The 14,738-nt window shown below is 51.8% G+C and carries 12 protein-coding genes; 5 read left to right on the top strand and 7 right to left on the bottom strand.

Translation table 11 applies throughout. The features are described 5' to 3' along the window. Positions 1–48: 48 nt before the first annotated feature. The 4 genes from HMPREF2608_RS06000 to cyaY all read right to left on the bottom strand — a co-directional run bounded on the left by HMPREF2608_RS06000 (position 49) and on the right by cyaY (position 2,852). A complete protein-coding gene (locus tag HMPREF2608_RS06000) occupies positions 49–1,362 on the bottom strand; it encodes a hypothetical protein (protein WP_070826318.1) in 1,314 nt (437 codons plus the stop codon). Positions 1,363–1,547: 185 nt separating this feature from the next. After that, positions 1,548–2,054, bottom strand: coding sequence for an S-ribosylhomocysteine lyase (gene luxS / locus HMPREF2608_RS05995; protein WP_070826317.1), 507 nt, complete (start codon positions 2,052–2,054; stop codon positions 1,548–1,550). A gap of 21 nt (positions 2,055–2,075) precedes the next feature. After that, positions 2,076–2,495: a DUF2251 domain-containing protein gene (locus HMPREF2608_RS05990; RefSeq protein WP_070826316.1), complete on the bottom strand. Its 420-nt coding sequence runs from the start codon at positions 2,493–2,495 to the stop codon at positions 2,076–2,078. A 33-nt stretch (positions 2,496–2,528) separates the two neighbouring features. Next, positions 2,529–2,852, bottom strand: coding sequence for an iron donor protein CyaY (gene cyaY / locus HMPREF2608_RS05985; RefSeq protein WP_070585221.1), 324 nt, complete (start codon positions 2,850–2,852; stop codon positions 2,529–2,531). 71 nt (positions 2,853–2,923) lie between these two features. Here cyaY and HMPREF2608_RS05980 point away from each other — a divergent pair, with 71 nt between their 5' ends. Next, complete coding sequence (locus tag HMPREF2608_RS05980) at positions 2,924–3,094, top strand: LPS translocon maturation chaperone LptM (RefSeq protein ID WP_036472795.1); 171 nt, start codon at positions 2,924–2,926, stop codon at positions 3,092–3,094. A 17-nt stretch (positions 3,095–3,111) separates the two neighbouring features. Continuing rightward, a complete protein-coding gene (lysA, locus tag HMPREF2608_RS05975; RefSeq protein ID WP_070826315.1) occupies positions 3,112–4,332 on the top strand; it encodes a diaminopimelate decarboxylase in 1,221 nt (406 codons plus the stop codon). 102 nt (positions 4,333–4,434) lie between these two features. Here the strand turns inward: lysA and HMPREF2608_RS05970 are convergent, their stop codons facing one another. Both HMPREF2608_RS05970 and HMPREF2608_RS05965 read right to left on the bottom strand, forming a co-directional pair. After that, a complete protein-coding gene (locus tag HMPREF2608_RS05970; RefSeq protein ID WP_004518924.1) occupies positions 4,435–4,662 on the bottom strand; it encodes a SlyX family protein in 228 nt (75 codons plus the stop codon). 1 nt (position 4,663) lies between these two features. Next, on the bottom strand, positions 4,664–6,037 hold the full coding sequence (locus HMPREF2608_RS05965; protein WP_070826314.1) for a Na+/H+ antiporter family protein: 1,374 nt from the start codon (positions 6,035–6,037) through the stop codon (positions 4,664–4,666). 347 nt (positions 6,038–6,384) lie between these two features. Here HMPREF2608_RS05965 and HMPREF2608_RS05960 point away from each other — a divergent pair, with 347 nt between their 5' ends. Together HMPREF2608_RS05960 and adhE are read left to right on the top strand one after the other, a co-directional pair. Continuing rightward, positions 6,385–7,704 carry an MFS transporter gene (locus HMPREF2608_RS05960; protein ID WP_070826313.1) on the top strand — a complete coding sequence of 440 codons (1,320 nt, stop codon included), beginning with the start codon at positions 6,385–6,387 and terminating at the stop codon, positions 7,702–7,704. A 317-nt stretch (positions 7,705–8,021) separates the two neighbouring features. Then, positions 8,022–10,637 (top strand): bifunctional acetaldehyde-CoA/alcohol dehydrogenase, encoded by a 2,616-nt coding sequence (gene adhE, locus HMPREF2608_RS05955; protein WP_070826312.1) that lies wholly within the window; start codon positions 8,022–8,024, stop codon positions 10,635–10,637. A 78-nt stretch (positions 10,638–10,715) separates the two neighbouring features. Here adhE and leuS read toward each other — a convergent pair whose 3' ends face one another. After that, complete coding sequence (gene leuS, locus HMPREF2608_RS05950; protein WP_070826311.1) at positions 10,716–13,346, bottom strand: leucine--tRNA ligase; 2,631 nt, start codon at positions 13,344–13,346, stop codon at positions 10,716–10,718. Between the two features lie 210 nt (positions 13,347–13,556). Between leuS and dnaJ the strand changes: the two genes are divergently transcribed. Beyond that, complete coding sequence (gene dnaJ, locus HMPREF2608_RS05945) at positions 13,557–14,726, top strand: molecular chaperone DnaJ (RefSeq protein WP_070826310.1); 1,170 nt, start codon at positions 13,557–13,559, stop codon at positions 14,724–14,726. The last annotated feature ends 12 nt before the right edge of the window (positions 14,727–14,738 follow it).

The raw sequence follows: 14,738 nt of genomic DNA, 5'->3' as shown, positions 1-14,738 counted from the left end.
AGGCCGTCTGAAAATATTTTCAGACGGCCTTTTTGTATCAAACGCCAATCAACGAGACATCTCACCTTGAATAGCGCGGATATTCGCTTTGCGGTCGTTGATAGTACGGGTCAGCTGTTGGATTTTAATCTGGTCACCTTTTTGTTTGGCCGCATTCAGCTGTGTTTGAAGGCGGGTAATGGCGGCCTGTTCGTTGCGAATTTCCCCTTGTAATACCTGTTTACGTGTTTCTTTAGGTTTGGGTTGTGGTGCAGCAATGGTTGCAGGAATGGTACGAATTGGTGCTTTGCGGCGGATGTCTTGCTGGCTATTTTGCTTGGCCTGGCGTTTCTGTATGCTGTTGCGTAGGAGGATATTCAGACGCGGATTAGCAGCTTCGGCAGTATTGGTAACGCCACCGATCGGACCATTTAGCAGAATTTTGATGTCGTTATCGACATCTTTATCGCTGAAGAGTGCATCAGTGGTTGGTCCATATGCTTTGGGCAATGGGGTTTTGGTAGGCTTCGTTGGAGTTGCTGCCGCTGGTATGGGTTCGGTCGGCTTGACCGAGTCTGTCAGTGCGAAAATCTCGGTTGTAGATCCTGTTAATATATTGGTTTTGTCGGACGATGCAGAAGAGTTTTCAGCGTTAAGTGGTTTGGTTACTGTTTTTTTAATATTGGTTGTGCGGTTTATCGATGTTTTGGAAACAGTTTGTTCTGTGTGTGTAACTTCAGTTTTGGCCGGTTCTTCGGCTGTTGTACTTTTTGCTGTCTTGTTGTCCAATGGCTCCAAATCTAGAGAATGATTCAGGAATTGGGTGGTGGTAGCTTGGTCAGTGTGCACGTTCGGGGCGGTGAGAGTTTGGGTAGGTATCTGTTCAGTATGAGGAGAGAAAAAGCTATCCGATCTATGACTTTCCTGAGGGGTAGTTTGTACCTGAGCGATAGGTGCAGAGGGGTATATTTGAACAACAGGTGTGGTATTGAATATGGCGAAAGTATTAACGGGATATTGCTTGGTTTCAACAGGAGCTATTGCCGTTTGTGTTTCTATAACAGGAACATAGTGATCAGCCGTTGATCTAGTAGTTTTTTGGTTTGTTACTCCTGTTTTATCGAAAATGTTCTGTGTTCCAACCAATTTCGGATCTGTTTGTTGCTCTGCAAGAGTCGAATTCAAATTTAGCTGCTCAGCATTTGTTTGAAATACATTTGTTTCTACTGGACTGTACGAATCGGTAACGCGGCAGGTATTGTTGATCTGGTGTGAGGTATAAACGGTGATGCCTTCAACATTGCAGACATACTCGGCAGCGTTGGCGGCGGCGGGGAGGATCAGGCTGAGGGCAATGGCGGTTTTGCAGAAAAACGGTTTCATAAAAGCAATAGAATCAGGTTGTTTGTTTAAAGTGTAATTATACTATGTACACTGTCAGCATCCGCCAACTTATTTTTAGGCGGTGTAAAACTGTGGCTGAAAGGTTGAAAATTGGAATAAAAGGTCTTAGGCCGTCTGAAACTTGTCATAATAAAGTTTCAGACGGCCTTTGCTGTCATTGAGTATTAAGCGTTTAACAGGTTTTCGTCCAATGTCAGGTCTTCGTTTTTATTGACGGCGACTTTGCGCGTCAGGACGTTTTGTGCGATTTCCTGCGCTTCGGCGAGCGAGTGCATCATGTAAGTGCCGCATTGGTATTCGTTCAATTCGGGAATTTTGCTTTGGTCTTTGACATTGACCACATCCTGCATCGAAGCGAGCCATGCGTCGGCGACCTGCTGCTCGTCGGGCGTACCGATGAGGCTCATATAGAAACCGGTGCGGCAGCCCATCGGGGAAATGTCGATGATTTCGACGCCGTTGCCGTTCAAGTGGTCGCGCATAAAGCCCGCGAACAAATGCTCCAGCGTGTGGATGCCTTTTTCGGACAGGATTTCTTTGTTGGGAACGCAAAAGCGCAGGTCGAATACGGTAATGGTGTCACCTTTGGGCGTGGTCATGGTTTTCGCTACACGCACGGCAGGGGCGTGCATACGGGTGTGGTCAACCTTGAAACTGTCTAACAGGGGCATTTTGTTATCCTTTTGAGTGGGTTATGTAGATTTTCGGGATAGGATTTTGTCCAGCAATTCATCGTCCAAGACGCGGTTTTCGACTTTCACCCATTCTCCGTCTGTTTCAGGGAAGCCGTTGCGGCAATATCCTGCCTGCGCGACAAAATCATAGACGGCATGGATGTAGTCGTTGATGCACAAAGCTGCCAAAGTGCAGGCATCGTCCCATAAGATCAAGACATGATTGGGGATATGTTTGTCGGATACATCTTCGACATTGTAGATATGCAAAGCATCCAGAATTCCATCTTTCGAGGCAGCATAGAAGTAGCCTGTGTCGCCATCGTCTTCAAAGACGACGCCATAAGGGACATGTTCGAAAAATGATTGTAAAACTTCGGGCGTGCCGACAGTAAAGTCTTTGATTTCGGAAGTCAGATATAGCGGTAATTGTGCCATTGGGTAACGCTCTCTTTAGTGATCACTCTCAAATTACAATTCGGCAATTTCCACCGCTTCGCCCGAAGCCGCGCTTAAGGCTTCGTTCAAAACGTCGTAAAAATCGCGACTGTCGCGCGTTGCCAGCCATTTGCCGTTTTGCTCGGCGAAATGGTAGCCGCCGCTTTTGGCGGCAATCCACAATTCTTGATTGGGCGTGTGGCGGTTGACGATGATTTGCGTGCCGTCTTCGGCTTCGATGGTCAGCACGTTTCCGGCAAACTGGCAGTCGAAATCCCAGCCGTTTTCATCGATTTGGTCTTCAATGTGTTCAAACAATTCTTCGCTCATGCGGATGAATTCGCTTTCGGTCATCATGGCTTTTTGTGTGGTTTTTGTTTAAGATACCGAATCTTGCCACATTCGTAATGATGAAGAAAGTTTTACTGATGAAATACGGCGTATTTTTTGCAGCGGCAACGGCTCTGCTGCTCTCTGCCTGCGGTTATAAAGGCGACCTCTACCTGCCCAAAGAAGGCGACAAGGCGCGCTTCGGCGTGATTCAGACCGGCTTGAAATTCGATACGGCAAAAGAGCCGACCACTCAAACCAACGATTAAAAAAAGATTTCACAAACATGACATTATCCTGCGAACAAATCTCTTATTCCCACCTTGCCGAGGAATTCGGCACGCCGCTTTATGTGTACAGCAAATCTGCGCTGACCGAGGCGTTTGAAAACTACCAAACCGCGTTTGCGGCTTTGAATCCGCTTGTCTGCTACGCGGTTAAAGCCAATGGCAACCTGAGCATCATCAAGCACTTTGCTTCTTTGGGGAGCGGTTTTGACATTGTGTCCGGCGGCGAGTTGGCGCGCGTTTTGGCGGCCGGCGGCGATGCGGCGAAAACGATTTTTTCCGGTGTGGGTAAGAGTGAGGCAGAAATTGAATTTGCGCTGAATGCAGGCGTGAAATGCTTCAATATGGAGAGCATTCCCGAAATCGACCGTATTCAGAAAGTTGCCGCGCGCTTGGGTAAGGTCGCTCCGGTTTCCCTGCGCGTCAATCCTGATGTCGATGCCAAAACCCATCCTTATATCTCCACCGGCCTGAAAGCCAATAAATTCGGTATTGCCTATGCCGATGCGCTTGAGGCCTATCGTCATGCTTCCCGACAAAGCCATTTGAAAATTGTCGGTATCGACTGCCATATCGGCTCACAACTGACCGACCTCAGCCCGCTTGTCGAAGCCTGCGAACGTATCTTGGCCTTGGTCGACCAATTGGCAGATGAAGGCATTGTGTTGGAACACTTGGACTTGGGCGGCGGCGTCGGCATTGTTTACCAAGACGAAAATGTGCCTGATTTGGGCGCGTATGCCAAAGAAGTTCAAAAACTGATGGGTACACGCCGTCTGAAACTGGTTCTTGAGCCAGGCCGCAGTTTGGTCGGCAATGCAGGTGCGTTGTTGACGCGCGTTGAGTTTGTCAAACATGGCGAAGAGAAAAACTTTGTGATGGTCGATGCGGCGATGAACGATTTGATGCGCCCGGCGCTTTATGATGCCTATCATCACATTGAAGCGGTCGAAACCAAAGACATTGAGCTTCTGACGGCCAATATCGTCGGCCCGATTTGTGAAACCGGCGACTTCCTCGGCAAAGACCGCACCATCGCCTGCGAAGAAGGGGATTTGCTGCTTATCCGCAGCGCCGGTGCGTATGGTTCAAGCATGGCGAGCAACTACAACACACGCAACCGTGCGGCGGAAGTGTTGGTTGATGGCAGTGAGTGCAAACTTATCCGTCAACGTGAAACCGTCGAGCAGCAAATGGCCAACGAATTGGCTTGTTTGTAAGGTTTGATTGTTTAAAAGGCCGTCTGAAAGCTTGATAGACTTTCAGACGGCCTTTGTTATGAAAGGAAAGGGCGTGTATCCAACACGCCCTTTTTTAGTTTATCAATAATGCGGCGGAATCTCATCGCGCAGGCTGTACGGTTCGCGTTCGCCGTTTGCGCCTTTATCCTGCATCCGTTGATACAGAAGCCGCAGCTGGCCTTGCTGCAAATCCAAAGCCTGCTGCATCTTGGCGATGGTGTCGTTCAGGCTGCCGATTAAATCTTCCTGCAAGGCCGTCTGAATTTCCAGCTCGGTGACGCGGTGTTCCAATTCCTGAATATCGCTCATCTTACAGCACCATCGCGGCAATCCAGCCGGCAGCCATCAGCGGGATATTGTAGTGGATAAAAGTCGGGATAACCGAATCGCGGATGTGGTCGTGTTGGCCGTCGGCGTTCAGACCCATGGTCGGACCGAGCGTTGAGTCGGAAGCGGGGGAACCCGCATCGCCCAGCGCGCCTGCCGTGCCGACAATGGCCACGGTAGCCATTGGGGAGAAGCCCAAGCTGATGCACAAAGGCACATAAATCGCGGTAATAATCGGCAAAGTGGAGAAAGACGAGCCGATGCCCATGGTTACCAGCAGGCCGACAAACAGCATGGTAAAGGCGGCCATGCCTTTATTGCTTCCGAACAAAGCCATGCTGTGTTCGACCAAAGGCTGAATCTCGCCGGTCGCGTTCATGACAGCGGCGAAACCTTGAGCCGCAATCATAATAAAGCCGACCATCGCCATCATTTTGATGCCTTCGCCGAAGACATCGCTGGCGGCGGAGCGGTTCATCACGCCTAACATCATAAATACAGCAAAGCCCAACATAGCGCCCAATACCAGCGAACCATCGTACGAAAGCTGAATGGCAAAACACACGGCAATCGCCACGGCCGCCACCAAGCTGCGATAGGTTGAAGGCTCTTGTTGTTGCACTGCCGCACGGTTGTCTTCCGTGTCAGTGGTATTGTTCTGATAAATGCGCGGCTTGCGGTAGTGCAAAAAGGCCAGCAGCAAGCCGGACACCATGCCCAAAGCCGGAATCGCCATTGCGTGCATCACATTGATGCCGCTGGTGTCCATGCCTGCCGAGCGGATATTGCCCAACATGATGTCGTTCAAGAAGATGGCGCCGAAACCGTAAGGCAGGAACATATAAGTCGTTACCAAGCCAAACGTAATCACGCAGGCCACCAAGCGGCGGTCGAGTTTCAAACGATTGAACACCAACAGCAGCGGCGGAATAATCATCGGGATAAACGCAATATGAATCGGCACAATGTTTTGGCTCATCACGCCCATGCACAAAATAATCGCCAGCAGCAGCCATTTGACCGCGCCTTCGCCTTTCGCATTGCCTTCGCCGCCGTTGAGTTTGCGGATAATCACGCCGGCAAGCTGTTGCGGCAGGCCGGAATGAGTGATGGCCATGGCAAACGCGCCGAGCATGGCATAAGACAGCGCGATTTGCGCCCCGCCTTTCAAGCCTTCGTTAAAAACAGGAATAATCCCTTGCTGCACCACATCGCCGGCCGCGTTGGTTACATTCTCCAAAGGCATACCGGCCACCAAGCCGCCGACAAACGCGCCGACAGCCAAGCTGAGCACCACATGCACGCGCGATAAAGACAGCACAAGCATGATGATGACCGCAATTACAACCGCATTCATATCGTTCTCCGTTGTTTCAGACGGCCTGTTATGTAAAAACAGGCAATCATCTGTTTACATATTACAAATAAACATCATAACCCAAGCATGAAGCCTTTGCAAAAAACGACAGGCCGTCTGAAAAACAGACCATCGGTTTCAGACGGCCTGCCGTGAACCCTTATTCAGAGTTTTAATAGGGCGTGCGGTTCTGGCGATAAAAATATCTAAAAAACACGCGCTTCCTATTCTTTGCATATGGTACCAATGTTAAAATCGACACAATGTCTCGGTTTCAGGTTTGTCACTGAAATTAAAGCATTCATTGCTAAAACCCAATTCAATCATACAAACAAAGGAAAGAAGTGATGGATATTCTGACGCGGCTGCACAATCTGCCGCCCTCCCGCTTTCATTACAAACTTCTGGTTTTGGTCGGTATAGGCTGGTTGTTTGATGCCATGGATACAGGCTTGGTATCGTTTGTATTGCCGGCTTTGGGCAAAGATTGGGCGCTGGCTCCGGCGCAGTTGGGTTGGATTGTCAGCATTGCCTTTGTCGGCATGGCTCTGGGCGCAGTATTCAGCGGCTGGCTGGCGGACAGGTTCGGACGGAAAACCGTTTTTGCCGGTACGATGGTGGTGTACAGCATTGCCACAGGTTTGTGCGCGTTTGCACCTGATTTGACGGTTTTGCTGGTGAGCCGCTTTTTTGTCGGCGTCGGTTTGGGCGGCCAACTGCCCGTCGCCGTGTCGTTGGTCAGCGAATATGCGCCGCCGAAAGTACGCGGCCGTTTTATTGTGTTGCTGGAAAGCTTCTGGGGCTTGGGCTGGCTCTCAGCCGCGCTGGTGTCTTATTTCTTTATTCCGCAAACCGGCTGGCACAGCGCGTTTTTATTCGGCGCCTTGCCCCTGTTTTATGTGCCGTTGGTGTTGAAGTTTGTTCCCGAATCCGTGCCTTACCTGCTTTCCCACGGCAAAACCAACGAAGCGCACCGTTTGGTATCCGCGCTGGAAATCCAATCGGGCATCACGCCGCCGACAGAAGCCGTTGCCGCACCGGCCGCCCCGCGCGAACGCATCCGCTTCTTCCAACTTTGGCAACATCCATTTGCACGGCGTACGCTGATGCTGTGGCTGGTTTGGGTCGGCATCGTGTTTTCGTATTACGGCATTTTCACTTGGTTGCCCAAATTGCTGGTTGAGCAGGGCAATACCGTGGTCAAAACTTTTGAATATGTGCTGGTGATGATTGTTGCACAACTGCCCGGCTATATAGCCGCCGCGGCTTTGGTGGAAAGAATCGGCCGCAAAGCAACGTTGGCAGGCTTTCTGGCCGCTTGCGCCGCATGCGCATGGTTTTTCGGGCAAAGCACCACTGCGGCCGAAGTCATGATTTGGGGCAGCCTGATGTCCTTCTTCAACTTGGGCGCATGGGGCGTTTTATACACCTACACCCCAGAACTCTACCCCTTGCGCTTCCGTGCCTTCGCATCCGGCTGGGCAGGCGCCATCGGGCGCGTCGGCGGCATACTCGCGCCCATGGTGGTGGCGGCGATGGTGGGCAATAGTGGCGGCTTCGGTAATATCTTTATGATGTTTGCGCTGGTTATGCTGCTGATTGTGGCGGTAATCTTGGTATTGGGTGAAGAAACCAAAGGCCGTACGCTGGAAGACATCAGCCAATAAAAGATAGACATGAAAAGGCCGTCTGAAAAAGATTTTCAGACGGCTTTTGTCTATTTGAGCTTGTAATTTTAATACATCTTTTTTCTGTTTTTATCTTAATTATTGAGAAAAGCAACCAAAAATGACCGTCTTCGGTTGTATAAGGATAAAATCATTATACTTCAATAAATTAAAATGAATAAATGATAAAGAGGCCGTCTGAAAAGTTCAATCATGGTTTGTGATGTAGGTCAAAGCAAAATGTAACTAAATTACCTATAGTTATAGTAGTGAAAATTTATTAACCTTATTGCCACCTTTTATTAAGGAGATACACCATGAATGCATCAGCCGACAACGTCGTCAGCCCAGCCGTAGCCGAGGTAAACAGCCTGGTTGACAAGGGTTTACGGGCATTGGATGAGTTTCTTAAGTTGGATCAGGAGCAGATTGATTTTATTGTGGCTAAAGCCTCTATCGCCGCGCTGGACAAACATGGTGTACTCGCCATGCACGCGGTAGAGGAAACGGGACGCGGCGTGTTTGAGGATAAGGCGACGAAAAACCTGTTTGCCTGCGAAAATGTCGTGCGCCGCCTGCGCGATTTAAAAACCGTGGGCGTCATCAGCGAAAACGATGTAACCGGTATTACTGAAATTGCCGATCCGGTCGGCGTGGTTTGCGGTATTGTGCCGACAACCAATCCGACTTCCACCACTATTTTCAAATCCTTGATTGCGCTGAAAACCCGCAATCCGATTATTTTCTCGTTCCACCCGTCCGCCCAGCAGTGTTCCGCCCATGCCGCGCGTATCGTGCGTGATGCGGCGATTGCGGCCGGTGCGCCGGAAAACTGTATCCAGTGGATTGAAAAGCCGTCTATGGAAGGCACTTCCGCGCTAATGAAGCATCCGGGCGTGGCAACGATTTTGGCGACCGGCGGCAATGCGATGGTGGAAGCCGCGTATTCTTGCGGCAAACCTGCGCTCGGCGTCGGGGCTGGCAACGTACCTGCTTATGTTGAAAAAACGGCGGACATCAAACAGGTGGTACACGATATTGTGATGTCGAAATCTTTCGATAACGGCATGGTGTGCGCCAGCGAGCAAGCGGTGATTGCCGATAAAGAGATTTACAAAGAGTTGGCCGAAGAATTCAAATCCTACGGCGTGTACTTTGCCAACAAAAAAGAAAAAGCCATGCTCGAAGAGTTTATCTTCGGCGTAACGGCGAATTGCGCCAGCTGCGGCGGGGCGAAACTCAATTCTGCGGTAGTGGGCAAACCGGCAACATGGATTGCCGAACAGGCCGGGTTTAAAGTGCCTGAAAAAACCAACATCATCATCGCCGAATGCCGTGAAGTCGGTCCGAACGAGCCGCTGACCCGCGAAAAACTTTCACCTGTTTTGGCCATGATTAAGGCGGATTCGACCGAACAAGGTTTGAAGTTCGCCGAAGAAATGGTTGCCTTCGACGGCTTGGGACATTCCGCCGCCATCCATACCGCCGACGAAGAATTGGTCAAAACGTTCGGCTCCCGCGTCAAAGCGCTGCGCGTGATTTGGAATTCACCTTCCACCTTCGGCGGCATCGGCGACGTGTACAACGCCTTCCTGCCTTCTCTGACCCTCGGTTGCGGCTCTTACGGTAAAAACGCCGTCGGCGGCAACGTCAGCGCAGTCAATCTGTTAAACATCAAAAAAGTAGGCCGTCGGAGAAACAACATGCAATGGTTCAAAGTGCCCGCCAAAATCTATTTTGAACGCGATTCCATCCAATATCTGCAAGACATGAAAGACTGTGAAAAAGTCATGATTGTGACCGACCGTTCGATGGTTGATCTGGGCTTTGTCGATAAAATCACCCACCAACTGCATCAACGCAAAAACAAAGTGACCATCCAGCTGTTTACTGACGTTGAAGCCGATCCAAGCGTCCAAACCGTCTATAAAGGCACGGATTTGATGCGCAGCTTCCAGCCGGACACCATCATCGCGCTGGGCGGCGGCTCACCGATGGACGCAGCCAAAGCCATGTGGCTCTTCTACGAGCAGCCCCAAGTCGATTTTGAAGACTTGGTGCAAAAATTCATGGACATCCGCAAACGCGCGTTCCGTTTCCCTGAATTGGGCCGCAAAGCCAAATTTATCGGTATCCCTACCACATCGGGCACTGGCTCCGAAGTGACGCCGTTTACCGTCATCAGCGACGGCGACAAAAAATATCCGATTGCCGACTACTCGCTGACACCGACCATTTCGATTGTCGATCCTGCGTTTACCATGACCGTACCGGCAGGCGTAACCGCCGATACCGGTTTGGACGTACTGACCCACGCCGTAGAAGCATACGTTTCCGTACTGGCGAACGACTTTACAGACGGCCTCGCCCTGCAAGCCATCAAGCTCGTGTTCCAATACCTCGAACGCTCCTACAAACACGGTGCGGCCGATCCTGAAGCGCGCGAGCATATGCACAATGCCTCCACCATCGCAGGCATGGCGTTTGCCAATGCGTTCTTGGGCATCAACCACTCGATGGCACACAAAATCGGAGGTAAATATCACGTTCCGCACGGTCGTGCCAACGCCATCCTGCTGCCGCACGTCATCCGCTACAACGGCACGCGTCCGCAGAAAACCGCCACTTGGCCGAAGTACAACTACTACAAAGCCGACCTGAAATATCAGGAAATCGCCCGTACTTTAGGCCTGCCGTGTAGCACACCGGCAGAAGGCGTCGAATCCTTCGCCCGCGCCTGCCATGAGTTGGCGGTCAACGTCGGCATCAAAATGTCTTTGAAAGAGCAGGGCATCGATGAGAAAACCTTCCTCGATGGCAGAAAAGAGCTGGCCATGATGTCTTTTGAAGACCAATGCACCCCGGCCAACCCACGCCTCGCCATGGTCGCCGACATGGAAGAAATTCTGACCAAAGCCTATTACGGCGAATAAAATTTGGTAGATAAAAAGGCCGTCTGAAAACCAAGTTTCAGACGGCCTTTATCCGTATGGCTAAACCTTAAAAGTGGTTTAGACGACGATATTCACCAAGCGTCCGGGAACGACGATGATTTTCTTCGCAGGTTTGCCTTCCATGAATTTCACTGCGCCTTCGTTGGCAAGGGCGGCGGCTTCGAGGTCGGCTTTGGATGTGTCGGCGGCGACGGTGATTTTGCCGCGCAGTTTGCCGTTGACTTGAACCATCACTTCGATTTCGGATTTGACCAAGGCGGCTTCATCGACTGTCGGCCAGCCTGCTTCCCACAGTTTCGCGCCGTTCAATTCGCTCCACAAGGTTTCGCAGATGTGCGGCACGATGGGCCACAGCAGGCGTACGGCGGCTTCCAATACTTCTTGGGCGACGGCGCGGCCTTGTTCGCCGCCGGTGTCGGTTTTGTCGTATTGGTTGAGCAGTTCCATCACGGCGGCGATGGCGGTGTTGAACTGCTGACGGCGGCCGTAGTCGTCGCTGACTTTGGCGATAGTGGAATGCAGTTTGTGGCGCAGGTCTTTGAGTTCTTTAGACAAACCGTCTTGGCTGCCTGCGAACGCTTTGACCGCTTCGCCTTGCTTCAGGTATTCGTAAACGGTACGCCACAGACGACGCAGGAAGCGGTGTGCGCCTTCGACGCCGCTGTCGCTCCATTCGAGGGACTGTTCGGGCGGTGCGGCGAACATCATGAACAGGCGGGCGGTATCCGCGCCGTAGGCGTTAATCAGTTCTTGCGGATCGACGCCGTTGTTTTTGGACTTGGACATTTTTTCCGTACCGCTGATGACGACGGGCAGGCCGTCGGCTTTCAGAACAGCAGAAACAGGGCGGCCTTTGTCGTCGAAAGTCAGCTCGACATCGGCAGGGTTGATCCAGTCTTTGCTGCCGTTGGCGTTTTCGCGGTAGTAGGTTTCGCAGACAACCATACCTTGCGTGAGCAGGCGTTCGAACGGTTCGTCAACATTGACCAAGCCTTCGTCGCGCATCAGTTTGGTGAAGAAGCGCGCGTATAAGAGGTGCAGAATCGCGTGTTCGATGCCGCCGATGTATTGGTCGACCGCGCCCCAGTATTTCGCGGCGGCAGGATCGACCATGCCGTCTGAAAATTTGGGCGACATGTAGCGGAAGAAATACCAGCTCGATTCCATGAAGGTGTCCATGGTGTCGGTTTCGCGTTTTGCCGCGCCGCCGCAGCATGGGCAGGTGGTTTCGTAAAACTCGGGCATTTTTGCCAGTGGCGAACCCATGCCGTCGGGTACGACGTTTTCAGGTAGGACGACGGGCAGTTGGTCGGCAGGGACGGGGACGTCGCCGCATTGTTCGCAATGGACGATGGGAATCGGGCAGCCCCAGTAGCGTTGGCGCGAAATACCCCAGTCGCGCAGGCGGTATTGGGTTTTCGGTTCGCCTGCGTCTTGGCTTTGCAGCTTGGTAGCGATGGCGTCGAAGGCCGTCTGAAAATTCATGCCGTCCAAGTCGCCGCTGTTGACCAATACGCCGTTTTCTTTGTCGCCGTACCATTCTTGCCATTGGTTTGCGTTGAATGCGCTGTCGCCGACGGCAATGACTTGTTTTTTCGGCAGGTTGTATTTGGTGGCAAACTCGAAATCGCGTTCGTCGTGCGCCGGAACAGCCATCACCGCGCCGTCGCCGTAGCCCCACAATACATAGTTGGCAATCCACACTTCCAGCTTGTCGCCGTTGAGCGGATTGACGACGTAGCGGCCGGTCGGCACGCCTTTTTTCTCCATCGTCGCCATGTCGGCTTCGGCAACCGAACCGGCTTTGCATTCGGCGATAAATGCCTGCAACTCGGGTTTGTCGGCGGCTGCGGCGGTTGCCAGCGGATGCTCGGCGGCAACGGCGACATAAGTCGCGCCCATCAGCGTGTCGGGACGGGTGGTATAAACTTGCAGGAATTTCGCGTAATCGCCTTCCAAACCTTGTTTGCTGTCGTCTGAAACGGCGAAGCGCACGGTCATACCGCGTGATTTGCCGATCCAGTTGCGCTGCATGGTTTTGACTTGTTCCGGCCAGTGTTCCAGCTTGTCCAAATCGTTGAGCAGCTCTTCGGCGTAATCCGTGATTTTGAAGTAATACATCGGGATTTCGCGTTTTTCGATCAACGCGCCCGAACGCCAGCCGCGTCCGTCGATGACTTGCTCGTTGGCAAGGACGGTTTGGTCGACAGGGTCCCAGTTTACCGTGCCGTTTTTGCGATAGACGATGCCTTTTTCAAACAGCTTGGTAAACAGCCATTGTTCCCAGCGGTAGTATTCGGGTTTGCAGGTGGCGACTTCGCGCTCCCAGTCAATCGCAAAACCCAGGCTTTTGAGCTGGGTTTTCATGTATTCGATGTTGTCGTAGGTCCAAGCGGCAGGGGCGACGTTGTTTTTCATCGCCGCGTTTTCCGCCGGCATGCCGAACGCGTCCCAACCCATAGGCTGCATGACGTTGAAGCCGTTTAAGAGTTTGAAGCGGCTCAATACGTCGCCGATGGTGTAGTTGCGTACATGCCCCATGTGCAGCTTGCCGCTGGGGTAGGGGAACATGGAGAGGCAGTAGTATTTGGGTTTGGAAGCGTCTTCGGAGACGTTGAAAATACGGGCGTCATCCCATTTTTTCTGCGCCGCAGGCTCAATGGCGGCGGGTTGGTAATGTTCTTGCATGGTCATTCTGTTTTTCGCTTGAAAACGTTGGAAAAAATAAAGATGGGATTATAGCAGGTTGTCGGGCCTGTCGGTTTGACAAAGGCCGTCTGAATGTTTGGATGTCGGAAAAGCACAATTTCAGACGGCCTTGAAAATACTGACTTGAGTTTTTGATACTCGCCCACATATCCCACCCAGTTTGAATTCATTCTTAACACTATCAAAATTATGAGCAATAAAGATTTTTACGAAACCCTTGGTGTTGCCCGCAGCGCTAGCGACGATGAAATCAAAAAAGCCTACCGCAAGCTGGCAATGAAATACCATCCCGACCGCAACCCTGACAACAAAGAAGCGGAAGAAAAATTTAAAGAAGTCCAAAAAGCTTATGACACCTTGTCTGACAAGGAAAAACGTACCATGTACGACCAATACGGCCATGCCGCGTTTGAACAGGGCGCAGGTGCGGGCGGATTCGGTGGCTTTGGCGGTTTCGGCGGCCAAGGCGGATTCGGTGGCACGCAAGGCTTCGATTTTTCTGATATTTTCAGCCAAATGTTCGGCGGTGGCGGCAGCGCAGGCGGCCGTCAGCCGGATTACAGCGGCACGGACTTGCAGGTCGGCATAGAGATTTCGCTTGAAGAAGCCGCCAAAGGCGTGAAAAAACGCATCAACATTCCGACTTACGAAGAATGTGATGTCTGCCACGGCTCAGGTGCTAAGCCGGGCACATCCGCATCGACTTGTTCGACCTGTCATGGCTCAGGTACGGTACACGTCCGCCAAGCCATTTTCCAAATGCAGCAGACGTGTCCGACTTGTCACGGCACAGGCAAAGAAATCAAAGATCCTTGCGTCAAATGCCGTGGCGAAGGCCGCACCAAAACCAGCAAAACGGTTGAAGTCAACATTCCGGCAGGCATCGACGACGGTCAACGCATCCGCTTGAGCGGCGAGGGCGAGCCGGGTCAACACGGTGCACCGGCAGGCGATTTGTACGTCAATGTCCGCGTAAGACAGCACAAAATCTTCGAGCGCAACGGCTTGGACCTGCATTGCGAACTGCCGATCAGCTTTGCCATTGCTGCATTGGGTGGTGAAGTCGAAGTGCCGACTTTGGACGGCAAAGTCAAACTGCACATTCCGAAAGAAACGCAAACCGGCCGCCGCATGCGCGTGAAAGGCAAAGGCATCAAGTCTCTGCGTTCCAGCTCGACCGGCGATTTGTACTGCCACATTTTGGTTGAAACACCGGTCAACCTGACTGACCGTCAGAAAGAGTTGTTGGAAGAATTTGAAAAAATCTCCTCCGGTCTCAATCTCAGCCAAACCCCGCGCAAAAAATCGTTTTGGGAAAAAGTAGGCGAAAAAGTAGGCGATTTGTTCTCCGATAATTAATCGCTGTGAAAA

Source organism: Neisseria sp. HMSC064D07, assembly GCF_001837185.1.
Lineage (GTDB): Bacteria > Pseudomonadota > Gammaproteobacteria > Burkholderiales > Neisseriaceae > Neisseria > Neisseria flavescens_C.
The sequence above is the reverse complement of the archived record's forward strand: the minus strand, read 5'-3'. Positions and strand labels throughout refer to the sequence as shown.

Bases quoted from the DNA above. Each gene is read 5' to 3' on its own strand.
- HMPREF2608_RS05990 (WP_070826316.1), bottom strand. From the start codon at position 2,495: ATGGCACAATTACCGCTATATCTGACTTCCGAAATCAAAGACTTTACT.
- leuS (WP_070826311.1), bottom strand. From the start codon at position 13,346: ATGCAAGAACATTACCAACCCGCCGCCATTGAGCCTGCGGCGCAGAAA.
- HMPREF2608_RS06000 (WP_070826318.1), bottom strand. From the start codon at position 1,362: ATGAAACCGTTTTTCTGCAAAACCGCCATTGCCCTCAGCCTGATCCTC.
- HMPREF2608_RS05970 (WP_004518924.1), bottom strand. From the start codon at position 4,662: ATGAGCGATATTCAGGAATTGGAACACCGCGTCACCGAGCTGGAAATT.
- HMPREF2608_RS05965 (WP_070826314.1), bottom strand. From the start codon at position 6,037: ATGAATGCGGTTGTAATTGCGGTCATCATCATGCTTGTGCTGTCTTTA.
- adhE (WP_070826312.1), top strand. From the start codon at position 8,022: ATGAATGCATCAGCCGACAACGTCGTCAGCCCAGCCGTAGCCGAGGTA.
- lysA (WP_070826315.1), top strand. From the start codon at position 3,112: ATGACATTATCCTGCGAACAAATCTCTTATTCCCACCTTGCCGAGGAA.
- dnaJ (WP_070826310.1), top strand. From the start codon at position 13,557: ATGAGCAATAAAGATTTTTACGAAACCCTTGGTGTTGCCCGCAGCGCT.
- luxS (WP_070826317.1), bottom strand. From the start codon at position 2,054: ATGCCCCTGTTAGACAGTTTCAAGGTTGACCACACCCGTATGCACGCC.
- cyaY (WP_070585221.1), bottom strand. From the start codon at position 2,852: ATGATGACCGAAAGCGAATTCATCCGCATGAGCGAAGAATTGTTTGAA.
- HMPREF2608_RS05980 (WP_036472795.1), top strand. From the start codon at position 2,924: ATGAAATACGGCGTATTTTTTGCAGCGGCAACGGCTCTGCTGCTCTCT.
- HMPREF2608_RS05960 (WP_070826313.1), top strand. From the start codon at position 6,385: ATGGATATTCTGACGCGGCTGCACAATCTGCCGCCCTCCCGCTTTCAT.